The 24,362-nt window shown below is 47.0% G+C and carries 23 protein-coding genes, 1 tRNA gene and 1 other annotated feature; of the genes, 17 read left to right on the forward strand and 7 right to left on the reverse strand.

Translation table 11 applies throughout. The annotated features are described in order from the left end of the window. Positions 1 to 18 precede the first annotated feature (18 nt). A complete protein-coding gene (locus L985_RS03165) occupies positions 19 to 282 on the forward strand; it encodes a hypothetical protein (protein ID WP_029340829.1) in 264 nt (87 codons plus the stop codon). Positions 283 to 370: 88 nt separating this feature from the next. Here L985_RS03165 and L985_RS03170 read toward each other — a convergent pair whose 3' ends face one another. Then, entirely contained in the window at positions 371 to 1,282 is a 912-nt protein-coding gene (locus L985_RS03170) for a hypothetical protein (RefSeq protein WP_029340830.1), read from the reverse strand. A 144-nt stretch (positions 1,283 to 1,426) separates the two neighbouring features. On the opposite strand from L985_RS03170, the gene nfsA reads away from it, so the two are divergent. From nfsA to L985_RS03195, 5 genes are all read left to right on the forward strand, one after another. Beyond that, positions 1,427 to 2,173 carry an oxygen-insensitive NADPH nitroreductase gene (gene nfsA, locus L985_RS03175; RefSeq protein WP_029340831.1) on the forward strand — a complete coding sequence of 249 codons (747 nt, stop codon included), beginning with the start codon at positions 1,427 to 1,429 and terminating at the stop codon, positions 2,171 to 2,173. A 15-nt stretch (positions 2,174 to 2,188) separates the two neighbouring features. Then, the gene (locus L985_RS03180; protein ID WP_047395106.1) at positions 2,189 to 3,427 is read left to right on the forward strand and encodes an LCP family protein; all 1,239 of its coding nucleotides are present in this window, start codon (positions 2,189 to 2,191) and stop codon (positions 3,425 to 3,427) included. Between the two features lie 154 nt (positions 3,428 to 3,581). After that, positions 3,582 to 4,292, forward strand: a complete 711-nt coding sequence (locus L985_RS03185) for an NAD(P)H-binding protein (protein ID WP_029340833.1) — start codon at positions 3,582 to 3,584, stop codon at positions 4,290 to 4,292. Positions 4,293 to 4,439: 147 nt separating this feature from the next. Beyond that, positions 4,440 to 4,985, forward strand: a complete 546-nt coding sequence (locus L985_RS03190) for a TlpA family protein disulfide reductase (RefSeq protein WP_029340834.1) — start codon at positions 4,440 to 4,442, stop codon at positions 4,983 to 4,985. A gap of 2 nt (positions 4,986 to 4,987) precedes the next feature. Continuing rightward, complete coding sequence (locus L985_RS03195) at positions 4,988 to 5,440, forward strand: hypothetical protein (protein ID WP_029340835.1); 453 nt, start codon at positions 4,988 to 4,990, stop codon at positions 5,438 to 5,440. 90 nt (positions 5,441 to 5,530) lie between these two features. Here the strand turns inward: L985_RS03195 and L985_RS03200 are convergent, their stop codons facing one another. Both L985_RS03200 and nhaC read right to left on the reverse strand, forming a co-directional pair. Beyond that, positions 5,531 to 5,740 carry a DUF3006 domain-containing protein gene (locus L985_RS03200; RefSeq protein ID WP_029340836.1) on the reverse strand — a complete coding sequence of 70 codons (210 nt, stop codon included), beginning with the start codon at positions 5,738 to 5,740 and terminating at the stop codon, positions 5,531 to 5,533. A 257-nt stretch (positions 5,741 to 5,997) separates the two neighbouring features. Continuing rightward, entirely contained in the window at positions 5,998 to 7,374 is a 1,377-nt protein-coding gene (gene nhaC / locus L985_RS03205) for a Na+/H+ antiporter NhaC (RefSeq protein ID WP_029340837.1), read from the reverse strand. A gap of 508 nt (positions 7,375 to 7,882) precedes the next feature. Here nhaC and argC point away from each other — a divergent pair. From argC to argF, 7 genes are read left to right on the forward strand one after another with little or no spacing between them, the layout of a single operon-like run. Continuing rightward, entirely contained in the window at positions 7,883 to 8,914 is a 1,032-nt protein-coding gene (gene argC, locus L985_RS03210) for an N-acetyl-gamma-glutamyl-phosphate reductase (RefSeq protein WP_047395109.1), read from the forward strand. Between the two features lie 30 nt (positions 8,915 to 8,944). Next, the gene (gene argJ, locus L985_RS03215; RefSeq protein WP_047395111.1) at positions 8,945 to 10,162 is read left to right on the forward strand and encodes a bifunctional glutamate N-acetyltransferase/amino-acid acetyltransferase ArgJ; all 1,218 of its coding nucleotides are present in this window, start codon (positions 8,945 to 8,947) and stop codon (positions 10,160 to 10,162) included. Then, positions 10,159 to 10,932: an acetylglutamate kinase gene (gene argB, locus L985_RS03220; RefSeq protein WP_029340840.1), complete on the forward strand. Its 774-nt coding sequence runs from the start codon at positions 10,159 to 10,161 to the stop codon at positions 10,930 to 10,932. The genes argJ and argB overlap by 4 nt, the downstream gene beginning before the upstream one ends. Continuing rightward, a complete protein-coding gene (locus L985_RS03225) occupies positions 10,898 to 12,043 on the forward strand; it encodes an acetylornithine transaminase (RefSeq protein WP_029340841.1) in 1,146 nt (381 codons plus the stop codon). Before argB ends, L985_RS03225 begins: the two co-directional genes overlap by 35 nt. Further along, on the forward strand, positions 12,040 to 13,098 hold the full coding sequence (locus L985_RS03230) for a carbamoyl phosphate synthase small subunit (RefSeq protein WP_029340842.1): 1,059 nt from the start codon (positions 12,040 to 12,042) through the stop codon (positions 13,096 to 13,098). The genes L985_RS03225 and L985_RS03230 overlap by 4 nt, the downstream gene beginning before the upstream one ends. After that, positions 13,088 to 16,120 carry a carbamoyl-phosphate synthase (glutamine-hydrolyzing) large subunit gene (gene carB / locus L985_RS03235; protein WP_047395114.1) on the forward strand — a complete coding sequence of 1,011 codons (3,033 nt, stop codon included), beginning with the start codon at positions 13,088 to 13,090 and terminating at the stop codon, positions 16,118 to 16,120. The genes L985_RS03230 and carB overlap by 11 nt, the downstream gene beginning before the upstream one ends. After that, positions 16,117 to 17,046, forward strand: coding sequence for an ornithine carbamoyltransferase (gene argF / locus L985_RS03240; protein WP_029340844.1), 930 nt, complete (start codon positions 16,117 to 16,119; stop codon positions 17,044 to 17,046). Before carB ends, argF begins: the two co-directional genes overlap by 4 nt. A gap of 53 nt (positions 17,047 to 17,099) precedes the next feature. Here the strand turns inward: argF and L985_RS03245 are convergent, their stop codons facing one another. Both L985_RS03245 and L985_RS03250 read right to left on the reverse strand, forming a co-directional pair. Next, positions 17,100 to 17,909: an MBL fold metallo-hydrolase gene (locus tag L985_RS03245; RefSeq protein WP_047395117.1), complete on the reverse strand. Its 810-nt coding sequence runs from the start codon at positions 17,907 to 17,909 to the stop codon at positions 17,100 to 17,102. Between the two features lie 153 nt (positions 17,910 to 18,062). After that, a tRNA-Gly gene (locus tag L985_RS03250) sits at positions 18,063 to 18,136 on the reverse strand. A gap of 169 nt (positions 18,137 to 18,305) precedes the next feature. Here L985_RS03250 and L985_RS03255 point away from each other — a divergent pair. Continuing rightward, the gene (locus L985_RS03255; protein ID WP_231925692.1) at positions 18,306 to 18,851 is read left to right on the forward strand and encodes a hypothetical protein; all 546 of its coding nucleotides are present in this window, start codon (positions 18,306 to 18,308) and stop codon (positions 18,849 to 18,851) included. Beyond that, positions 18,848 to 19,267: a hypothetical protein gene (locus L985_RS03260; RefSeq protein ID WP_023467229.1), complete on the forward strand. Its 420-nt coding sequence runs from the start codon at positions 18,848 to 18,850 to the stop codon at positions 19,265 to 19,267. Before L985_RS03255 ends, L985_RS03260 begins: the two co-directional genes overlap by 4 nt. A 73-nt stretch (positions 19,268 to 19,340) precedes the next feature. On the opposite strand, the gene L985_RS03265 is transcribed toward L985_RS03260, so the two are convergent. Beyond that, a complete protein-coding gene (locus L985_RS03265; protein ID WP_029340846.1) occupies positions 19,341 to 20,297 on the reverse strand; it encodes an alpha/beta fold hydrolase in 957 nt (318 codons plus the stop codon). Between the two features lie 16 nt (positions 20,298 to 20,313). Then, positions 20,314 to 21,993: a formate--tetrahydrofolate ligase gene (locus L985_RS03270; protein WP_047395120.1), complete on the reverse strand. Its 1,680-nt coding sequence runs from the start codon at positions 21,991 to 21,993 to the stop codon at positions 20,314 to 20,316. A gap of 166 nt (positions 21,994 to 22,159) precedes the next feature. On the opposite strand from L985_RS03270, the gene L985_RS03275 reads away from it, so the two are divergent. Both L985_RS03275 and L985_RS03280 read left to right on the forward strand, forming a co-directional pair. Beyond that, positions 22,160 to 23,047, forward strand: coding sequence for a carbohydrate ABC transporter permease (locus L985_RS03275; protein WP_023467232.1), 888 nt, complete (start codon positions 22,160 to 22,162; stop codon positions 23,045 to 23,047). Then, positions 23,044 to 23,931, forward strand: a complete 888-nt coding sequence (locus L985_RS03280; RefSeq protein WP_023467233.1) for a carbohydrate ABC transporter permease — start codon at positions 23,044 to 23,046, stop codon at positions 23,929 to 23,931. Before L985_RS03275 ends, L985_RS03280 begins: the two co-directional genes overlap by 4 nt. Before the next feature lie 144 nt (positions 23,932 to 24,075). After that, positions 24,076 to 24,323, forward strand: a binding site (T-box leader). Positions 24,324 to 24,362: the final 39 nt, after the last annotated feature.

Raw genomic sequence — 24,362 nt, forward strand, 5'->3', positions numbered from 1 at the left:
AATCGAGGCAAAATTATCATGAAGTATCTCTGGATCGTCATCGGTTTATCGGGCTGGTTACTCAGCGCGGATACATTGGTAGCCGAAGCACGTGATTACGATGAACCGGGTGTAAGCAGTTCGACGACATATGGCAATTATGGCGCGGAGGATCATATCATCGTTGATCGGAAGGAACCGATTTATGAAGGATTCGATTCACCGAACGACATGGCATTTCTATTCGCTTGTATTGCACTACTCGCAACAGTCGGACTTGGCATCGTCAATGCCTCCGATTGAAATGAATCTGACTAATAAAAGGCAAGTGACGATGGATTCGTCACTTGCCTTTTATTGTCTACTACGTGTGAACAAGAAGAATCTACTCTTAGAAATGAATTCGTTTTTTTCGACCAACGCGTGCCATTCGTTCGTGTTCTTGTTCGAGTCCAGCGCGTTCGAGGAGATCAAGGTAATAGCGAAACGGAGTCGAGCGATGCGAAAAATATGGGATATATTCTGTGAACAGCATCGTTTCCGCTCGTTCTAACGCGCGTAGGGAAATGAGGGCATGTAGCTCTGCGAAACGAATTTCTTGATAGGTGGATAAAGCGTCCGCATCAATCCGAACATGCGATTGTAGTTTTTTTGCATGCGCATTCAAGCAATGGATGTATGCTTCTTGATGTTCTGGTTTCTCGCAATGAGCAAGTACGGCAAGCAAAAGATCACTGCGCTCAGTATCGACGTCCATCGGAACCTTCAACGCTGTATAGAGGGCGCGTTCCATCCATTCGACACCATGACTATCATTTTTATAATAGCCGACTAATTCTTGAAAAAAGTCGACTTGCGAGACTTTCAATAATCGAAACGGATCATTACTTAAAAATAAAGGTTCTTCCCCGGCAGCCGACGAAAGAAGAAAGAAAAATTCCTCAAAGGCAATCCGGGTTCCGTTTTTACGATGAGCATAATGGCGTAAATGCTTCAACAGACGTTTTGCGGTGATATACCAATTCTTTTGTTCGCGAAGCGGTACGATCGGATTCGGCTCAAGGTACTGGAGATCGTATGCTAATTGAATAAACCGTTCCGTCTGAGCAATCGTCTGTTCGACGGTCGGTTGTTCCTGTTCTTTTTGCAAATCCTTATACTTCATGAACTGTGTCAACATGGCGTCAAACTCTTTCTCTTCGATGACTTGTCTCGGGAGTTGACGATAGATTTCGACGATGATATCGCGAAGGGTCGTATCGCCATATTGTTCTAGTAAGAGTCGCAGTTTCCGTATTCTCATGATCGCCCTCCTTCGCAAGAAAAGCACAGTACAACACTATTCATTTCCCGCTTTTTTCATAAACCGAACCTCTTCATTTGCGCTTTTTAGTCAGAGACGACTATCTTAAATAAGAAGACTCATTACAGAAGGGGACGATTACACATGAATGAAACCATTGAACATTTACTCAACCACCGGTCAATCCGGAAATTCAAACAACATCAATTAGACGAAGAGACGATTGAAGCACTCATAAAAGCCGCACAGGCTGCCTCGACATCTTCTTATCAGCAAGCTTATGCCATTATCGGTGTCGAAGACGAAGGATTGAAGCGACAATTAGTTGACGTTGCAAGTGGTCAACAATATGTGGCAGAAAACAGTTACTTCTTTGTCTTTTGTATGGATTACCACAAACATACGTTAGCGGCAGAACTAGCAGGAGGCGACGTTAGCCGGACGATCGAGACGACAGAAGCGCTTGTTGTAGGGGCTGTCGATGCGGGACTCGCTGCTCAAAATTTAGTCGTAGCTGCCGAGTCGCTCGGCTACGGAACGGTCTACATCGGTTCACTACGAAATGATGCCCGTCGTGTCAGCGAACTCTTACAACTTCCAGATCACGTCGTACCATTATTTGGAGTCGCGGTCGGTCTTCCGGATCAACAACCCGGTAAAAAACCCCGCCTTCCGATGGATGCGGTCTTCCACCGGAATACGTATACTGATGACGATACGATGCGTGAGTTACTGACAGGATACGAAGAGTCAACGTCATCGTATTACGGAGAACGGACCGGTGGTCAACGGACAGAAGGGTGGGTCAAACAGATGGCTGCCTCGATGCACGAACCGAAACGGACGTATCTCCGCGAATTCTTGAAAGAGAAACAGATCGCAAAAGATTGATACGGAGGTATCTGAATGGCAGAACATCAACCACACCGCTCTCGCTTGGAGCGACGACGTATGCAGTTAGAAGAGCAAGCTAGACAAGAAGAGCAGGCTAGGCGAGAAGAAGCTTTTTCGAAAGCATACGCGCCGGACGAATCATTTTCTCAAGAATCCTTTGAGAAGCAGCAAGAACCGGCTACGTATCATCGATATGTCGAAGAGCAACCGCGAGATCGAAAAAGTACATCGCGTCGTTCCGGGAGCGGCATGCTTAAACAGGTCGCACAGATGATCGGGGGTGCCGGATCACGGTTGTTTGCTAATCGGGATCGCTCGAGACGCTCGAGGAAGGCGGGGCGATCAGAGCAATCGGTACAGCAGACTCCTGACGTTTCTTCACGAGAAGCTCATCCTAAAAAAATCAAGAAAAAACATCGTGTTAAACGAAAGCTTCTTGGACTATTTTTATTGTTGCTCATCGCATTCGTTCTTTTTGCCTCACAACCGTTCACGTTCTTATTGATCGGAAGTGATGCACGACCTGGAGAATCGTTGCGAGGATCACGTTCGGACTCTCTGTCGGTCATGCAATTCGTTCCACTTTCTCGAACGATTCAGTTGACGTCGATTCCTCGAGACACGTATACACCGATTTCCTGTGAGAATGGAAAGAAGGATAAAATCACACATGCCTTTGCCTTCGGTGGAGAAGAATGTACGCAAGATGCTGTTTCGGGTCTACTCGATGAAGAAATCGATGGAAAAATTGTCATCTCCTTCGATAGTTTCATCGGATTAGTGGATCAAATCGGCGGAATTGACCTGGTCTCGACAGGAACGTTCTCCGAGCAGGATGCGAGTGGGAAAGCAAATCAGTATTCATTCCAAAAAGGGAAGGAATACCATATGGATGGTGCGATGGCACTTGCCTATTCGAGACATCGAAAAACGGATAATGACGGAGCGCGCGCGAATCGTCAGTCGGAAGTCATCCAAGCCGTCGCGACACATTTGATGAAGCCGACTGGATGGTCGAAAATTCCAGCAGCGCATACGTATATGAAAGAAGAGATGAACCTTGATTTAAGTGTCCGCGAGATGGCGACGGCAGGTTTATCGATTGCCTTGATGTCAGAACGAAAACATTATGAAATCGAAGCCGTCAGCCAACGACTGAACGGGATTTTCTATGATTTACCAAATGAGAAGGCACTGCAAGAATTACGTGATCAGCTTGATACGACGTTTTATGGCACATTGAAGAACTAAGGGGGAGGGGTTTCCTTCCGGTCATTGCGGGTATAAATTGATGTACGTTGCTCCTTTGGTGGATTGTTTTAGGTTATCTCTGAAATGATGATTTTGGACATGATATCATGACATTCCACGAAGGTGACTAACTTATCGAGGAGGGACCCCCCATATGAAAGTACTAGTCGTAGGTGCATCCGGTACGATTGGAGCGCGCGTCGTCAAATCGCTTGCCAAGGGTCATCAGGTCACGGTCATCGTTCGTCATGAACATCTGGTGGAACGATTCGAAAAACTCGGTGTCAAGGCGCATTACGTCGATATCGAAACAGAACTCGAAAAAGTCATTGAGCACGGAGTCGCAGGGCAGGATGCAGTCATTTGTGCGGCTACCGCAGGAGTAGGCGGCGAAGCAACCGAAATAGAACTGCTGGATCGAACAGTCGCTTTGAAAACAATTGATGCAGCTAAAAAGGCACGCGTACGTCATTTCGTTCTACTGAGCGCTTATGGTGCAGATCGCCCCGAGCAATTCAAGAAAGATGTCTATCCGTTCTATGCTGCTAAGAATGCAGCAGAGGAGCAGATTGAACATAGTGGTTTGACGTATACGATCATTTGTCCGGTTGCCATCACAACAGGTGAAGGGCGTGGCTTGATTGAAGCCGATGAAGATTTGAAGGACACGAAGGACGCGACGATTTCGGAAACGGATGTCGCATCGATTCTCGTTGCTTCTGTCGATAATCGATCAGTATTCAATCGACGTCTAGAAGTCAAGGAAGGGAAGACCTCCTTGAATGAGGCCCTAGGGGGAGCGGAAGCTGTCGGTAGCGTTAAAGATAACCGTCAAGTCAAAAAACAATTACCACGTTTTAACTAACTGTTTGTCTCGTTAAAATGTGAATTCTCTAAAATGAAGCGAACTCTTTCTGCATATAAGGCGGAAGAGTTCGCTTTTTTGTTGATAAAAGTAGATAGTCGAAAAGAGGAAGTCTGCTACACTGAACAAAGAAGGAGGGGGTTAGATGTGAAAAAACCGTTGATCTATCTGATCCTAGCGATTGCTATTATCGGCATTGCCTATCAAAGTTATCAAACATATGATGCGAAACAAAAAAAAGTGGAGCAACAACAAAAACAAGTATCACAAGGTGGTCTTGAAGTAGGGATGAAAGCCCCGAATCTATCCTTACGTCAAGAAGGAAAAACCATCAATCTAGACGAAATCAATCATGATGTCTTTGTCATTAATTTTTGGGCAACATGGTGTCCGCCTTGTAAACAAGAGATTCCAGAACTAAATGCCTTTGCAAGACATACAGATGTACCGGTTTACGGGATCAATGTCACGACTTCAGAGCGACGTGTTTCGGATGTTGCTGATTTTCTGAAGAAAACACCTGTTGAATATCCTGTATTATATGATCGACAAGGAACATCAGAGGATGCCTATCGTCTCGTAGCAATGCCAGCTACTTATGTATTAGACCGCCAAGGGACGATTCTTGCAAAACACGTCGGTCCTGTGACGGAACAGATGTTAAAAGAGATGGTGAAACGAACAGGAGGATGACTATGGAACTCCTATGCGACAACTGCTCCTTTCAACAAACATTTCAACTCGGTCAACTGGATGGCTGGCCATCGTTTCCTGCTGTTTTGACGCAAGGGGTCGAAGCGTTCATGACAGGACTTCCGCTTTGGTTCGTACCGTCGATGCATGAACCGATTTTACAGCGGGCATATGTAGACGACTGGAATCGTTTTCGATTAATCCAGCATTATCAGTTGCATCAAGAACAATTAGCAGATGAGTGGGTACCACATCAATTGGATTTATATCATTGTCCGACCTGTCACCGATTTTCGAATCGATTTTGGTGTGCTCTATTTTTGCAACTGGATATCGTTCAACCACTTTATGAATGTCCGCATGATCAGACGATGTTAGAACGAATCGAAATATCCGACATTGATCAGTTTCCCTGTCCCTCCTGTCGCCATCACGCCTTATATGTTCGTAGATAAAACAAAAAGCCATTCGTTTCATGAAAGACTGATGAGAGAAGTTCCTTCTCTATAGTCAATGCATGACATCGAATGGCTTTTTATCGATCATCAACCCATTTGCCGAAACGAAAATGTTTGAAAGGAAGAGGGTGATGAATTACTAACATCTAGCGTATAAGTCGTGCCGTCAAAGATAATCATATCGCCTAATCGTGCTTCAGGTGGTAAATAACGTCGTGGAATGAAACTTGAACCATTTTCCCATAGTAGGACAGCATATTTGCCATCAAGTCGCTCCAGCGTACCACGTTTGATCATATTAACTCCTCCCACAATTACATCGAAGTCATTCCTCGGTCGACCAGGAATGTACTCTCTCTCTATCATTCTCTGTAATTTTTATTCTTATGTTTGGTATATTCCCAGTTCATTTCATCTTTACACATGATTCTTTAAAAAAACGCGATTCCAAGCCATTTTCGTCTTAAATCGGACGTATTTAACAGGAAATAAAGAAGATAGTGGTCAGAAAAAAGACCCGATAGGACATATCGGATCTTTAATATGAAATAGACTCAAGAAGCGAGAGATTGTTTTGTTTCGATTTTCGTTGGACGAAGAAATGCGAGTAAAAACGTAAATAATGGTGAAAGGAGTAAAAAGAATGCGAATGGAACGTATGCTGTTACTGGGACACCGAGTGTCGAAGCGAAGAACGCCCCAGAAACACCCCACGGAATAAGGGGATTGATAAGTGTTCCGCCATCCTCGAGTGAACGAGAGAGGAAACGTGGATCAATCTGACGCTTTTCAAAGATTTTCTTAAATGCTTGACCCGGAAGCAAGATGGACAAGTATTGTTCCCCAGCCATCAAGTTTACGCCGATAGACGACAAGGCGACGGATGAAATGATGCTACCATCACGTTTTAGTTTAGAAACGGTCCGTTCAATGACCACGTCAATGACACCGATACCTCGCAAGACGCCACCGAAGGCAAGTGCGAGCATAACGAGCGAAACCGACCACATCATCGATTGCAATCCACCTTTACTAATGATGGATGTAACCGTCTCACTAGAAGATTCTAGTTTTAATCCGTTCTGAATGACGGTCATCCAGTTCGAGATATTCCAGTTTCCTTGTACAATGCCTGTTAATAACAATCCACTTAAAACACCAGCAACAAGTGTTGGGACGACCGGCATTTTACGTAATGCTAACACCATGACGAGCAACGGTGAAAGCAATGTCCAAGGTGACAAGTCAAATAAACGAGCTAACTCTTGTTGTGTCGTTTGAACAGCAGACGAATCGACATTTCCACTACTACGTCCGAAGATGAAGAACAAGATGAACGTGATCGTGATAGCGGGAATCGTTGTTCCCATCATGAAACGAATATGATCGAACACAGACACATTGACGATTCCTGGAGCGAAATTCGTCGTATCTGATAAAGGTGACATCTTATCTCCGAAACAGGCACCGCTGATGATGGCACCTGCTGCAAGTGCTGGATTAACGCCTAGTGCGATTGCGATTCCCATCAAGGCAACACCAACCGTACCAATCGTCGTAAAGGAGCTACCTGTAAAGGTCGAGACGACCATCGCAATCAAAAGAGCGCTCGGTGCGAACCAAGTCGCTGAAAGTGTAGATAAACCAAAATGGAGAAGGGTCGGCACTGCGCCACTCATCATCCAGACCGCAATTGTCATACCGACGAGCAACATGATCAAGATCGGTTTGATCGCTTCCCGAATACCTTGAATCATGTGGTGTTCGACGTCCTCGAACTTAAAACCGCGGTAAACGGCATATCCTGAGACGAAAATAAGACTGGACAAGATGGCAAGATGCGGTTCGGCTTTAGCACCGAATAACGCGGACAATAAGATGATGATACTGATTCCTAGGATAGCTGCGGATTCACGGAATGACATGCGCATGCTTCCACCTCCTTAATATGAATATGAAAGTATGTTAACTCTCTGTTACTAACACGCTTTTATGCACAAAAGCATTGAACAAACGTAATACTAACGAATATTCTGGATGGCGTCAACCATAAGAGTTTCTATGAAAAATATAAAAAAACAAAAATGTGACGATTTTTTGTCGTAAACGCTTTCTTTTTTAGTTCAAATCTTGCACAATAAGAAGTATCAAATGACATTTTTGTGAACGATGAGGAGGATACATATGTTTACATTGATTTTTGTAGTAGTCGTCGCGATTATGGGTGCAGGCGTATTTGGGATTGATCATCTCGTAGCGCAACGTGCGGAAAAGCGTTAAGTAGATGCATGTAAAAGAAGCGTTGAAGGGACTGTCTTATAAAAGACAATCGCTTCAACGCTTCTTTTTTTGCATAAAAACTAATAAAAATTCAATTGACAGTATAAATATACATATGTTTAAATCGGTATAACATTCTTTGAAGGGGAGCGTACAGATATGAAATGTACCATTATCGGAGCAACAGGATATACCGGAATTGAACTGATTCGCCTGCTAGAAGCACATCCTTCATTTGAGATCGTCTGTTTAATGAGTGACTCGATGGCAGGGGAATCCATGCATGATGTATTCCCATTCATGAATAAAAAAACATATTCCTCGTTATCTTCCTTTTCGGTCGAGCATTTGATGGAAACCGAGACAGACATGGTGTTCTTAGCGACACCGAGTGGGATTTCGAAGCATTACTTAGAACAACTTCAAAATTGGTCCGGTTATGTCATTGATTTGAGTGGCGATTTGAGACTTCCATCTGAAGCATATGCAGCGTGGTATGACAAGGAACCAATTGATCTCCAGTTACAACAAAGAGCAACTTATGGATTACCAGAATGGAATCGTCAAGCTGTTGCATCGAGCAAATGGATTGCGAATCCGGGCTGTTACGCGACAGCAGTTTTGCTCGGACTGACACCATTCTTAAAAGAGAAAAAAATCGATCCATCTCAAATCATCATTCAAGCTTCTTCTGGTCTAACGGGGGCTGGCAAAACGTTAACGGCACAAACGCATCATGTCCATTCCAGCGAAAACGTTCGTTTGTATAAAGTGAATCAGCATCAGCACATTCCGGAAATTGAGCAGGCGCTTTTCGAATGGACTGGATCATCGGATCCGATTACGTTCTCGACCCAACTACTACCGATCAATCGAGGCATCATGGCGATTATGACAGTCCAGCCGTTGATCGATTTATCGGAAGCGGAGTGGCGATCCTGGTTGATTGACCAGTATGCAACGGAACCATTCGTCCGAATCCAACAGGCTGATCCGGAAATTAAGTCCGTCGTCGGGAGTAATCATTGTGATTTGACCGTCTATAAGGATGATCGGACAGGGCGCGTGACCATCGTTTCAGTCATCGATAACATGCAAAAAGGAGCTGCCGGACAAGCCGTTCAAAATGCCAACATTTTAGCAGGATTTGATGAAATGTCTGGTCTGACCCAACAACCGATCTATATTTAAATACTTTGAGATGAAAGAGGAGGAACGCCTGTGTGGCAAGTACAAATAGAGACCCCATTGACGATCACGACACCGAAGGGATTTCAAGCTTCAGGGGTACACGTCGGGCTAAAGCGAAAGCGGAAGGATCTTGGTTTGATTTGGTGTGAGAAAGGTGCAAGTGCCGCAGCTGTCTATACGACGAATCAGGTGCAAGCAGCACCGATCACTGTGACGAAGCAAGCGTTACAGGCGTCACAAGGACACATTCATGCAGTCCTCGTCAACAGCGGAAATGCGAATGCCTGCACAGGAGAACTTGGTCTATCACATGCGTATACATCACAACAAGCGTTAGCGACCCACTTCGGGATTGCTCCAGAACAAGTCGCGATTGCTTCAACAGGAATCATTGGTCAACCGTTAGCCATTGATACGTTACTGGCAGGTATTCCACAGCTGATGCCTACAAATGACAAGGATGCCGCGAATGATTTTTCCCATGCGATCCTGACGACCGATACCGGTACGAAATCTGCTGGTCAACAATACATGCAAGGCAATGTTCAAATTTCAGTATGTGGCGTGGCGAAAGGGTCAGGGATGATTCACCCGAACATGGCAACGATGCTTGGGTTCTTGACGACCGATGCAACGATTGAACCGGATGTCTTACAGACACTATTGCGCCGGACGATTCATCGGACGTTCAACTGCATTACCGTAGACGGTGACAGTTCGACGAATGACATGGTCATGATTTTAGCGAGCGGAGCTGCAGGAGGAGCAACGATCGTTGAAGGGACAGACGAAGTGTTAGCATTCGAACAGGCGATCGAAACGGTTTGCCAAGATTTAGCGAAACAGATTGCGCGGGACGGGGAAGGTGCGACGAAGTTGATCGAAGTGACGGTAGACGGAACACAAACTGATGAAGTAGCGCGGATGATCGCCAAACAAGTCGTCGGATCGTCTCTCGTCAAAACAGCAATCTTTGGGGAAGATGCGAACTGGGGACGAATCATCGCTGCAGTCGGGAGTATCAAGGAGCCACTTGATGTATCAAACGTTGACATCAAAATTGGTTCGCAGTGGGTGTTGCAACAGAGCATGCCTGTCTTATTCGATGAAACAATTGCATCGCGGGAGTTGGCACAGCAGGACGTTCAAATTCATATCGATTTACATGACGGCACAGGACGAGGGCACGCCTATGGATGTGATCTGACGTACGATTACGTCAAAATCAATGCGAGTTACCGGACATGACGAAACGAAAAGTCATCAAACTAGGTGGTAGTGTGTGGGAGCAATTGGATGCGCGGTATTTCGAGGAATGGAAAGCGTGGGTCGAAACCGGTAACGAATTATTGATTGTCCATGGGGGCGGTCCTCTTCTATCGAGTTACTGTGAGCAAGAAGGAATCAAACCCGTGTTTCGGAACGGTGTCCGTGTAACGACGGATGGTGTCTTACTCGGGGCGCGACGGATCTTAGCAGGGGAAGTCCAATCCGGTATCGTCCAGCAGTTGAATCAAGCGGGGATCCCTGCCGTCGGAATGAGCGGTTTAGACGGCGCAAGCGTCCATGGTAAAACGATCAAAGGACTCGGGGCAGTCGGTCAAATCACGCACATTCATCCACGATTATTCACGGTGTTGAGTACGAATGGTTATGTGCCTGTCGTCACGTCCCTTGTCACAGGGGAGCAAGGTGTATTGAACAGTAATGGAGATGCGTGTGCAATTGCTGTCGCGAAGGCTTGGTCTGTCGACCGCTTTGAATTGTTGACGGATGTCGAGGGTGTAAAAGTAAACGGTGACTATCAATCAGAAATCACGTCTGCAGCCATCGAAGCTGCGATAGCGTCGGGAGAAATCTACGGGGGAATGATTCCGAAGGTCGAAGCGATGATGCAAGCCACTCAGCATGGTATTCCAGAGGTCGTCATTCGGTCTGGGAAAAATGCATTAGCTACAGGGACACAAATCAAGGAGGAATTACATGAGTGCACTACTACCCACTTATCAACGTACTGATGTGGAATTGGTCAAAGGACAAGGGTCGATCGTAGAAGATGCGACAGGGAAGACGTATCTGGATTTCATCATGGGAATCGCTGTCTGCAACACAGGGCACCGTCATCCTTATATTCAGCAACGGTTAGAGGAACAGTTGAATCAAATTTGGCATACGTCGAATCTGTTTCAAATCGCGGCCCAAGAGCGAGTCGCCGAGCGACTGACGGAAGACAGTCATCTTAGCCGTGCTTTCTTTTGTAACAGTGGTGCGGAAGCAAACGAGGCGGCGTACAAACTCGTTCGAAAATGGACAGGGAAAACGGAAGTCGTCACGTTTAAACAGTCCTTCCACGGGCGAACGTTTGCGATGATGGGCGCAACAGGACAGGAGAAAATCAAAGCGGGATACGGGGAGATGGTGAATGGCTTCAAACATCTACCGTTTAACGAGATGGAGAGTCTATCAGCGATTACGGAGCAAACTGCTGCCGTATGGCTTGAAATCATTCAAGGAGAAGGTGGGGTCGTCGTCGCTGATGATGCGTGGCTTGAAGCGTTGATGAAGAAGGCGCAGCAATACGATGTCAAAATCATCGTCGATGAAGTGCAGACCGGCATTGGTCGGACGGGTTCTCGTTTTGCGTTTGAGCAGACACCACTCGTACCGGATATCATTACCCTCGCGAAAGGGCTTGGGAGTGGACTCGCGGTCGGCGCGCTACTTGCGACGGCAGAGGCAGCGGAAGTATTCACACCTGGATCGCATGGCTCGACCTTTGGTGGGAATCCACTCGCGATGACAGCTGCGGAAGCAACACTTGATCTCTTGTTAAGTGACACTGTCATGGCAGACGTTCAAGGAAAAGGCGAATATTTACGTCAACAATTAGAGGAGAAATTACCCAAGTCAATCGTGAGTTCTATTCGTGGACGTGGCTTGATGGTTGGTATCGAGTGTACGATGCCTGTTGCACCGCTGATTGACGCTTTACGTGAGAATGGTCTTCTCGTCGTTTCGGCTGGTCCTCATGTCATTCGCTTATTACCATCGTTGTTCGTGACGGAACAGGAACTCATGCACGCCATCGAAAAAATACAACTCGTTTGTCAACAGGAGGTCATCGTATGAAACAATCCGGAAAACTAATGCTGGCGGACGGAACGACGTTTACCGGTTCGTGGCAAGGAACAGCTCCAGTCAAAGGCGAGGTCGTCTTTTTCACTGGAATGACAGGATATCAGGAAGTCTTGACGGATCCGTCTTATCAGGGTCAAATTCTTGTCTTCACATACCCGTTGATTGGTCAATACGGTATTCAAGCGGAGGCGTCAGAAAGCAACCAGATTCAAGTCGCTGGCGTCATCGTTCAAACATTAGCAGCGGACGGGGAAGGAACATCACTCGCGAGCTGGTTGAGCAAAGCGAATATTCCGATTTTGTCAGAAGTCGATACGCGTTCTCTTGTGCATCTATTACGAACGGAAGGCGACCAATTCGGAGACATGATGCAAGAGGATATGGCAGTCACTGAGTCAATCGACACAGCATACATCGCTTCCGTATCAACGACTTCAGACGTCGAATACGTACCGGAAGTCGAACAGGGTCACATCGTCTGTATCGATTACGGCGTAAAACAATCGATGATCGATGCTTTGCTTGAACGCCATATGCGTGTAACGGTCGTGCCATATGATACGACACCGGAACAGGTTCAAGCACTGGCCCCAGATGGTCTGCTGTTCTCCAATGGACCTGGTGATCCGACACAACTGGATCCATTTCTTTCAGGAATCCGTGAATTGGCGACGAGCTATCCGACACTTGGTATTTGTATGGGGCACCAAGTCCTCGCTCATGCCTTTGGTTGTACCTTATTAAAACAACATCACGGGCACCGTGGGGCGAACCATCCCGTACGTCATCTAGCATCCGGGCAAGTGTTCATGACGTCTCAGAATCATGGTTATGCCGTTGATGTAAAAAGTATCGAAGCGTCTGAAATGGAACTTGCGTACGAACACATCAATGATGGATCCGTTGAAGGATTGATTCATCCGGCTCTACCGATCATGACAGTCCAATTTCACCCAGAAGCGAGTCCAGGACCGACAGAGGCGATGGTCGTCTTCGATCAATTCGTAAATAGCGTATTACATCAGGAGGTAGCATATGTGGGATAAACAGAAAGTACTCGTCATCGGTTCGGGTCCGATCGTCATCGGGCAAGCAGCAGAATTTGATTATTCCGGCACACAAGCCTGTCAGGCGCTTCGAGAAGCGGGATGCGAGGTCATCTTAATGAATTCGAATCCGGCTACTATCATGACGGATCCGAGCACGGCAGATCATGTCTACATTGAGGCGATGACCCTTGAAAAAGCAACGGCCATCATCGAACAAGATCGACCATCCCATCTCCTAGCGACAGTCGGTGGACAAACGGCACTCAATCTTGCGATGTCACTCGAAGAAGCAGGCGTACTTGAGCAATACGGTGTCGAACTTCTAGGGACATCGCTTGAGACAATCCGAGACGGAGAAGATCGTGAACGATTCAAGCAAAAGATGATCGAACTCGCGCAACCGCTCCCGGAAAGTCAAACAATCGAGTCGTTAGCAGAACTTGAAGATTTCATGGCAGTACACGGGGTGCCACTCGTCATCCGACCAGCCTTTACGCTCGGGGGAACGGGCGGTGGAATCGCGGTGACGAAGGACGAGGCACGTTTGTTAGCGCAGAACGGCTTACAAGCGAGTCCGATTTCGCAGTGTTTGGTTGAAGTGAGTATCGCTGGCTATAAAGAAGTCGAATACGAAGTCATGCGTGACAGCGCAGATACGACGATCATCGTCTGCAACATGGAAAACATTGATCCTGTCGGTGTCCATACTGGAGACTCTGTCGTCTTTGCACCGATTCAATCGATTTCAGATCGAATGAATCAGCAATTGCGGACGGAAGCGCGGAAAATCGTATCGCACCTCGGTGTCATCGGTGGATGTAACATTCAATTCGCGATCCATCCGACGGAAGAACGCTACTTCGTCATTGAAGTCAATCCGCGTGTCAGTCGTTCTTCGGCACTTGCTTCCAAGGCGACGGGATATCCGATCGCGAAATTAGCGACACGTCTTGCGCTCGGTGAGCGACTTGATGACTGCATCAATCCTGTCACGAAGGAGACGATGGCGAGTTTTGAACCGACGATGGATTATATCACGGCAAAAGTGCCTTGTTTCCCTTTCGATCTATTTACCGGCAGTAACCGGACGCTTGGAACGCAAATGAAGGCAACGGGTGAGAGCATGGCGATGGGGAAGACGCTAGAAGAAGCGTTACAAAAGGCGTGGCGTGGTGCAGGAGTCGAGCAAGCGCCTCTTTATCCGACATGGATGAGAACAGCGGAGGTTGACGTATTGTGGAAAGAAATAAAGGCGCCGACGGATCGTCGCTTGCTTGCGATGCTCGCGCTACTGGATCGCAAGGAGACGACCGTCGAAGAACTCGTCGAACAGACGAAAGTACAAGCTTTATTCGTTAAAGTACTCCAACGCCTCGTTGATCAGCAAATAAAAATTAAAATGACAGACATCTCTTCTATCAAAACTGCGAAGCTGATGGGCTTTACGGACGAACAAATTGCCCTTCTGACGGGTGTCAGTGCTGTAGACATCGAGAAGTTACGTAAAGAGCAAGGCATCCTTCCTGTCTATCACATGATTGATACATGTGCGGGAGAGTTCAAGAGTGCGACTCCTTATTTCTACGGAAACTGGAGTGGTCAAACGGAAGTCACAGCATCGACGAAAAAGAAAGTCGCTGTCATCGGTGCGGGACCAATTCGGATCGGTCAAGGAATCGAATTTGATTATTGTTCCGTTCACGCGGTACGTGCATTACAAGCATCCGGTTACGAAACAATCATGATCAACAATAACCCGGAGACCGTCTCGACCGACTTCGAAGTCGCAGATCGCCTGTATGTCGAGCCGTTGACACTTGAAGACGTCATGCATGTGCTAGAAGCAGAGGATTGCCAAGACGTCTTAGTCCAGTTCGGAGGACAAACGGGGATTGAGCTTGCGTCTGGTTTGGAGAACGCCGGTTATCATCTTCTCGGAACGACGGCAGATGTCATCGATCAAATGGAAGACCGTGAGCGGTTCTATCAATTTTTAGATGACATTGGTATCGATCGTATTCCAGGACAAGAAGTGGCGACGTACGAACAAATGATAGAAGTCGCAACAACGATCGGTTACCCGGTCATGATTCGTCCTTCCTATGTCATCGGAGGTAAAGGAATGCATATCATCCACGATCAAGAGCAATTAGAGACGATCGTTTCCGAATTAGCATTCCCGGTCCTCGTGGATGCCTACCTCCAAGGAAAGGAAATCGAAGTCGACTGCATTACGGACGGAACAACGACGTACGTTCCGATTTTGATGGAGCAATTGGAACGGGCAGGAGTTCACTCTGGAGATTCGACGATGATTCTGCCACCTGTATCGCTCAATGCTACCGTTCAGAGCGAAATCGAGCGAATCGCGCAGATGATCGGACAACAGATGGATTATAAAGGAGCGTACAATATCCAATTCGTCTTACATGACGATCAAGTCTACGTCTTGGAAATCAATCCGCGTGCCTCTCGCACGTTACCGATCGTCGCCAAAGTAACGGGTCAACCGATCTTACAGTGGGCAGTCCAAGCTGCGGTCGGTCAAGCGGTCGCACTACCAACGGAACAGACGAAACTTGATTTCCATGCTGTCAAGACCCCTGTTTTTTCAACGCTGAAACTACAAGGCGTCGATCCGAAAACAGGTCCCGTCATGCGTTCGACAGGTGAAACGCTGCAATGGACGACAGACGGACTGGCGCTGGAACGTTTTATCTTTGACGAAACGACGAAACGACATTTGACGACAAGAGACGTCATCGTTGCTGGAGCAGATACAAAGGCTTTCGGAACGGGTGTAGCGTTAGATGGAACGATCGACTGGGCACAATGTGCGATTTTCTATTCGCACGTGACAGAAGAAAAAGCGAGTCGCGAAGCAGCGCTTGCCGCCGGGGTACAAGTTCTGACAGAACCTGAACTAGCACATTATCATCTACAAGCGACAGAAAAGTCCCCACATGCTGTGAAGCCACTTCATACATGGACAGAGCCGATCAAGGAGGAAGTAAAATGAAGACGATGCAACAACTACAACATTTCTTAACGATGGCGGAACTGACGCCGGAAGCACTGACGGAGCTATTGGCACTCGCGAAAGACATCAAGCATCAGCCGAGTGTCTACCAAAACGCATTAAGCCATAAAAAAGTGGCCTTATTGTTTGAAAAGGCATCGACGCGAACACGTCTATCGTTTGAGGTGGGTGTCGCCGAACTCGGTGGACATCCGATCGTACTGAGTGGAGCAGATATGCAAATCGGGCGGGGGGAGCCGCTCTCAGATACGATTCAAGTCATGAGCCGTTACGTCGATGCCCTGATGATTCGGACGTTCGGTCATGAGATCGTCGACACGCTTGCGGCACATGGTACGATTCCAATCATCAATGGATTGACGGATCTACACCATCCGTGCCAAGTCCTTGCTGACTTGCTGACAATCGAAGAGACATTTGGAACACGATCCGGAAAGATTTTGACATATATCGGGGACGGAAATAACATGGCGCATTCGCTGATGATTGGTGGAGCGCTCAGTGGAATGGAAGTTCGCATCTGTGCGCCGGAGGCGTATGCTCCTGATCCACAAATCGTTCATGAGGCACAAGTCATTGCGAAGGAAACGGGTGGAAACATCATCGTCATGACGGATCCTGAGGAAGCAGCGAGTGGTGCAGACGTCGTGTATACGGATGTCTTCGCGAGTATGGGACAAGAAGAAGAAGCGACGATGCGTCTGCAAGCATTTGAAGGATATCAGGTTAATGCCAATATTATGAATCAAGCAAATGATGAAGCTATTTTCTTGCATTGCCTTCCGGCGCATCGCGGGGAGGAAGTCACGGCGGACGTCATCGATGGCAAGCAATCTGTCATCTTCGATCAAGCCGAGAATCGCCTCCACGCACAAAAAGCGTTGCTCGTCACATTACTTGGATAACCATAAAAGACTCGGTCGCCGATTTGGCGACCGAGTCTTTTGGTTGAGCGAAGTTAATCATAATGGCGTCGGGCTAATCGTTCTTCTTGTTCTTTTTTGATTTGTCGCTTATTTTTTTCGTGCAGACGTTTCATGAAAGAGGTCGTTTGCCAAGACGGTGCCCAGTCGGATTCTTTTCCGGCACGGAGTGCGAGGATGTAATCATAGCTCTGATGAAGTCGTTCAATCATCTCCGTTCGGACATCACAAATGTGACCGTGTCCGGGTATCAACAGTTTGACTTCATATTCATAAATGAATGACTCGAGTAGCTCGAGCGTCGTCAAATACTCAGAGGAATCGTGTTCAATCAAGGGGATTTCAACATCGGAAGCATAGTCGCCGCAGACTAACAAGTGGAGTGGCATGACGATGAAGGAAAGATGAGTCGATTCATGACCAGGTGTCAAAAAGAAGATCAGCTTCGTCTGACCAATCGTCAAAATCGTTTCAGACTCATGGATGACATGCGTCACATCTGGAAATAGCACGGGGGAGTCGATGTAAAATTCATCGTTAAAGTCTTGTACGGCTTGGAGCGCTTCTTGTCGGTCGACATCGATGAACGGTTTAGAAGCGATGACGATGGCATCCGTAAAGGCGTAGGCACCTAAAATATGATCAAAATGAGCATGCGTATAGACGACATATAACGGTCGTTCACGACGCACGATTTCGACGTCTCGACGAATCGTTGCAATTTCATCGGGAAGCCAGCCAGGATCGACGACAATCAGACAATCAGGCGTCTCGATCAATGTTGAGGTCGTTTTCATGAGTGTACTTTGATAAATCGTCACGCCAGGCATTTTCATCTGAATCATACGAATCCTCCTTTACGAATCTCTATCTATATCGTTGTATACCCAGAAATTCGTTGGAATCATCAGCAGAAAAAATAAAAAAAGACGACTCGCACGTCGCGAGTCGCCTGCCCTCTAGAGGGAAATGGTCCTAGACCTATGTTATGTCATAATTGGAGCGGGTGAAGAGAATCGAACTCTCGTCATCAGCTTGGAAGGCTGAGGTTTTACCATTAAACTACACCCGCATATCGGCTACATGAAATATAGTAGCATAGCAAAGAGAGCATTTCCATAACTTTTATGAAAAAAGGCAATTTCTTTTAAGATTCAGTGTACAATAATACTAGTTAATCGTTTACACTGGTAATCTTGATTTGTAATATGGGTAAAGTTGGGTAGAGGAGAGAGTGTCTGGTGAATGAAGTGCGAGTTTGGAGCGAACAGCCGATGGGAAAAGGGTGGAAGGCGATCTGTCACCACCAATTCGATCGTCATCGCTTATTGATAGGAGAGTGGTTCCATAACGTAGGTGTACTTGCTTTTTCCATCAATCAAGATGCGGATTTGCTACCGGATGTCCTTCCAAACACATTCGATCTGCCGCTCGTCTCGGAACGTGTGCAGCGCATGATTGCGGCATACGCGCCTTTTTCTGTACAATGTCTCAAGGTACATCTTGAGACGAAGGACGGAGTGGTTCCGTACTATCTTCTCAATCTCTTATCTGTCAGTCGGATCGAACATCTACATACGACGGATGTATTCCGTCCGATCCCGAGACGACGCGTCTATTTTTTGACAGAACGACGAATCAGCGATTCGATTTGTCCGCACCATTTGATGCGGGATGAACGCACACATCGCATGTTCGTCTCTGCTCAACTCGCTCGACAATTCGAGCGTATGGCTGTGACGGGTATCCGCTTTGAAGAGATACAACGAATGGAGGAATTCAAATGAAACAGTACACAGTCGATCATTGGATCACGCTAGAATATCCAAAGGTATTTGAATATCAAGAAGAAGAAACATATGTCAGTTTTTATTCGACGGATGAAAATGCAATGGGTACGCTCCAATTATCCATCTACGAGTCCGATTCAGAAGAACTGACACCGTATGAGGCGGCGGAACAAGAAATCAACTTGTTGGTAGAAGAGTTCGGCATCGAACTGACAGGAGCACTTGAAGTCCGTCGTAATTCAACAAAAGAAGCGTTGCTTGCGGTAGACGGGAAAGAAGAAGATATCTTCTTACGGATCTACGCGTATTCAGACGGGGAACGGTTAGTCTTGTTGACGTACTCTGCAGAACGCGAGACGCTTGAAATCGAGGAAATCGAAGCGATGATTTCTTCACTGACTTGGATTCAATGAAGGATACGATAGAAGTGCAAAAGGCAGCGGATCGCAAGGATCCGCTGCCTTTTTTTATATCGATCGGTGTGGCTTAAGAAGAACGGGAAGATGACTGTTTAGCTGCTGGATTGACTTGTTTATTCAACCAGCTCGCGATATCTGCGAAAACGCGGATACGTTCGAACTCATGGAAGAGCTCGTGACGTAACCCTCGATAAATCGTCAGCTGTACGGCATCGACACGGACGCGATTATACATATCAAACAAATGATGAATACCCTTTCCATCGAACGCGACCGCGTCATCCCCACCAGCAAGCAATAAGAGGGGTAAATGACGTGGATGCTGATAGATGGAAGCAAGTGCGTTGACGAGTTTCGTTGCATGCAAGAGTTCGTGGAAGAACCCTAATGTGACCGTTTGACCGGACAATGGATCTGCATCATAGCGCATGACGGATTGTGGATCCGAAGAGAGCCAAGCATTTTTAGAAAGCGCTGGGAAGAAGCGTAAGTTATACCGTCCGAACACGAGTTGTCCAAAACGTTCAGCGGGGTGTGTCGCTGACAGCTGATGGATTTGACGTTCGACGAGTTTTTGACTGACATTACCGAGTAAACCTGTACTAGTTGGGGGTCCACTCGCGATGATTCCGGCTACTGTATGGCCGAGTGTTTGACCGATCCGGCGAGCGATCAACGAACCAAAACTATGACCGAAAATGAAAACAGGTAACGTCGGATAACGCTCTTTGATGTCAGTGACGAGTTCTTCTGCATCCTGCATCAATTGTTTAAAACCCTGATTCGGCTCGAGGTGTCCGAGCGTTCCGAGCTGTGCTGCTCGGGTTCCGAAACAGCGTAAGTCTGCGATGATCGTGTGGTAATGATGCGCATAGAGGAATTCTGCGAATTCCTCATACCGTGCGCCATGCTCCATCATCCCGTGAAAGACGATTACGACTCCTTTAGGATCATGGGCTTCGAGGCTATGCAATGTCGTAGTATAGCCGTCAGAGGCTATCCAATGTGAATGATCAATCGTCATGTAACTCATCCTCTCATCAAGAAAGTCCGAATACCTGTCCGTCTTCCGAAACGCCCATGTGGAAGGCGGCAGGAACTGCGGGTAATCCTGGCATCGTTAATACATTCCCAGTCAATGCAACGATGAACCCTGCACCAACCGATGGTCGGATTTCGCGGACCGTGATCGTGAAGTCTTCAACACGACCATAACGAGCAGGATCATCGGTTAAAGAAAATGGTGTTTTTGCCATACAAATCGGTAATTCATTCAATCCCATCTCCGTACACCGTTCGAGTTCGCGGAGCGCTTTGTCTTCAAAATGAACGTCGGCTGCACCGTAGACACGCTTTGCGATACGCTCGATCTTTTGACGAAGCGGTAATGCGTCAGGATACAGTGGGCGGAACTGGCTCGGTTCCTCAAGAGCTTGCATGACTTCCGTGACGAGTGCTTCGCCGCCAGCCCCCCCTTTACTGAAGACTTCACTTTCTGCGACACGAATATTACGATCCTGACACCATTCTAGGATCATGTTCCGTTCTGCTTCCGTGTCGGTGAAGAAACGGTTCAAGGCAACGACGGCAGGAACGCCGAACAGACTCATCGTCTCGACATGTTTTTCAAGTAACGCAAGACCATCTGTTAAGGCAGCTAGATTTTCTTCGCTGAGTTGCGTTTTGTCTACACCTCCGTGCATCTTCAAGGCACGAACCGTAGCGACGATGACGACGGCATCCGGGTGGAGTCCACCAATACGTGATTTGATGTTGAAGAACTTTTCGGCACCTAAATCGGCTCCGAATCCTGCTTCTGTGACAACGTAATCACTTAGTTTCAGTGCGGTTTGTGTTGCAATCAAAGAGTTACAACCATGTGCGATGTTCGCGAACGGTCCACCGTGAATCAGTGCCGGTGTTCCTTCGACGGTTTGAACGAGGTTCGGACGAAACGCATCTTTTAGAAGCAACGTCGCAGCTCCTGACGCCTGAATATCTTTGACCGTAACCGGCTGTTGATCGTACGTATACGCGACGACGATGCGGCTCAAGCGTCGTTCGAGATCCGTGATAGAGTCTGCTAGACAGAGGACCGCCATGATCTCGGAAGCGACCGTGATATCGAACCCATCTTGACGCGGTACGCCATGAGCAGGACCACCGAGACCAATCGTGACTTGGCGCAAGGCACGGTCATTCAAATCAAGAACGCGTTTCCAGACGATACGACGCGGATCGATGCCAAGGATATTACCTTGATGCAGGTGATTGTCGAGCAAGGCACTGATTGTATTATGAGCAGATGTGATCGCATGCATATCGCCTGTGAAATGCAGATTGATCTCTTCCATCGGTAGGACTTGGCTATAGCCACCACCACACGCGCCACCTTTTAAGCCCATCGTTGGACCGAGTGAGGGTTCCCGTAAACAAATCATCGTCTTATGTTTTGCCCGATGCAACGCTTGTCCGAGTCCGACAGTGACGGTTGATTTTCCTTCACCGGCGGCTGTCGGATTGATGGCAGTGACAAGAATCAGTTTACCGTCAGATTTCGTTGCCAATCGGTTCAACAGTCCGTCTGTCAACTTCGCTTTATACTTTCCGTACGTATCAAAATCCTCTTCTTGCAAACCAATCCGGTCCGCAATTTCTCGAATCGGGCGTAAGACGGTTTGTTGTGCGATTTCTAAGTCCGAACGAATGGTCTTTTCCATGGTATCGACTCCCTCTTTGATTGGATCTCTCTTTTTTCTAATAGTAGCCTATCTAGTGCGAGTGCGCCAAAAGAAAACGTTCAATATTTTCCACCCAATGGGTCAAATGGTGACGTGTTCAAGTGTTAGAGAAAGACGTACTGTAGAGTGGAGGAGGGATGAAACAATGACATCTGGACAAAAGAAGTGGAAACGCGGTCTTGATTTTTGGCTCTTCGTCGGACCGGTCTTTCTTGTATTCGCAGTGATCGTGCTTGTACCGTTTTTCAATGGCGTCATGTATTCGTTCACGGACTGGAACGGTGTGACCGGAGAATTAAATTGGATCGGCTTTGATAACTATGTCCGTCTCTTTACGAGTGACGAGCAGTTCCAGCAGTCATTTTGGTTGACGACGAAATATACGGTCGTCGCCGTCATCTTAACGAATGTCGTCGGTTTCATCTTGGCGTTCTTATTGACACAAAATATTCGCACACGTAATTTCTTACGAACGATTTTCTTCATGCCGAACTTAATCGGTGGATTGATCCTCGGGTTCGTTTGGCAGTTCATCTATGTCAAAGGCTTCGCATCGATCGGTGAATTGACAGGATGGAGTATATTTGAACTTCCATGGTTAGGAGATGCCCGGACAGGATTCTGGGGTATCGTCATCGTTTCGATTTGGCAAGGTGGCGGTTACATCATGGTCATCTATATCGCGGCTCTACAAAACGTGCCACAAGAGCTGATTGAAGCAGCAAAAATCGATGGTGCCAATCGTCTATCGACGTTACGGAACATTACGTTGCCGCTGATCATGCCGTCGGTCACGATTTGTCTGTTCTTGACGATTTCGTGGTCCTTCAAGTTATTCGATACGAACTTATCCCTAACGAATGGTGGACCATTCAAATCGACCGAAATGCTTGCTTTAAACATTTACAAAGAATCGTTTACGAATAATAATCTTGGACTCGGATCAGCGAAGGCAATCATCTTCTTCGTTGTTGTTGCAGCGATTACAGTCACTCAAGTCTATCTGACGAAAAAACGGGAGGTGGAAGCATGAGTACAGCACAACCATTACCCACTCCGCAAGAGGAGAAACCGAAGCGCTCTAAAAAGACGAGAGGTCGTTATTCACTCCGTCTTGGAACGGTCGAACTGGCAGCCTTATTGATGGGGCTACTGTACATGATCCCGTTTTATTACGTTGTCTCGAATTCTTTCAAGACGCAGGGCGATATCTTTACGAACACAACGGGTCTACCAAAGGAATGGATGACGTCCAACTATTCAGAAGCATGGGAAGCCATGAACTTCGGAAAAGTCTTTTTAAACTCCGTCATCATTACAGTCGGCGCTAACGCGGTCATCATCATCTTTTGTTCGATGGCGGCCTGGAAACTCGTCCGGACGAAAACACGCTTGTCGACGATCATCTTTTTCTTATTCGTTGCGGCGATGATCATTCCATTCCAATCGATCATGATTCCCTTATCGAAACTGTCTGGTGATCTCGGATTGCAGAACAGTTATTGGGGATTGATTCTGATGTATCTTGGCTTCGGGTCAGGATTATCGATTTTCTTATACCATGGATTTATGAAGTCGATTCCAGAAGAAATCGAGGAGGCGGCCATCATTGATGGTTGTTCACAATGGGGTGTGTTCTGGCGCATCGTGTTCCCATTACTCAAGCCCATCACGGTGACGATCATCATCTTGAACACGCTTTGGATTTGGAACGATTTCCTACTGCCATCGCTCATGTTACGAGACGTCGATTTACGAACGATTCCACTCGCGACGTTCTATTTCTTCGGTCAGTATACGAAGCAGTGGGACTTAGCACTTGCCGGACTCGTCCTCGGGATCATTCCGTTATTGTTGTTCTTCTTTGCCTTGCAAAAACAGATCATTCAAGGAATTACGAGTGGATCGATCAAATAATTTTTGTAAGCGCGTTCTCGCTTCTGCGAGAACGCTTTTTTCATGATTCACACGTCAGATTAATCTGACAACTTTTATTTTTTTTGAAAAAAAGTCTTTTCAAACACTTGCGACCTGTTGTACGATGTTCTCAATTCAATTGTAACAACGACGTTGAAGGGAAGAGTAACACCTTGTACGACCGTATAGCGAGCTGGGGATGGTGAGAGCCCAGTCGGAAGCAAGATGCGAAGAACCTCCCGGAGTCGCTACCCGAACCCGAATGTCAGTAGGCGTAGCCGGAGTTGCCTGTCCGTTATCATAAGGCCGAAGATGAAGTGATTCGTCTTTTGAGTGAGCAACATCGTTGCTAACATGGGTGGTACCGCGGAACCGAGTCTTTCGTCCCATATTCTTGGGAAAGAAGGGCTCTTTTTTATGGCTTCTTTTTC

Origin of the sequence: Exiguobacterium sp. ZWU0009 (genome assembly GCF_000798935.2) — a bacterium.
GTDB classification, from domain to species: Bacteria; Bacillota; Bacilli; order Exiguobacteriales; family Exiguobacteriaceae; genus Exiguobacterium_A; species Exiguobacterium_A acetylicum.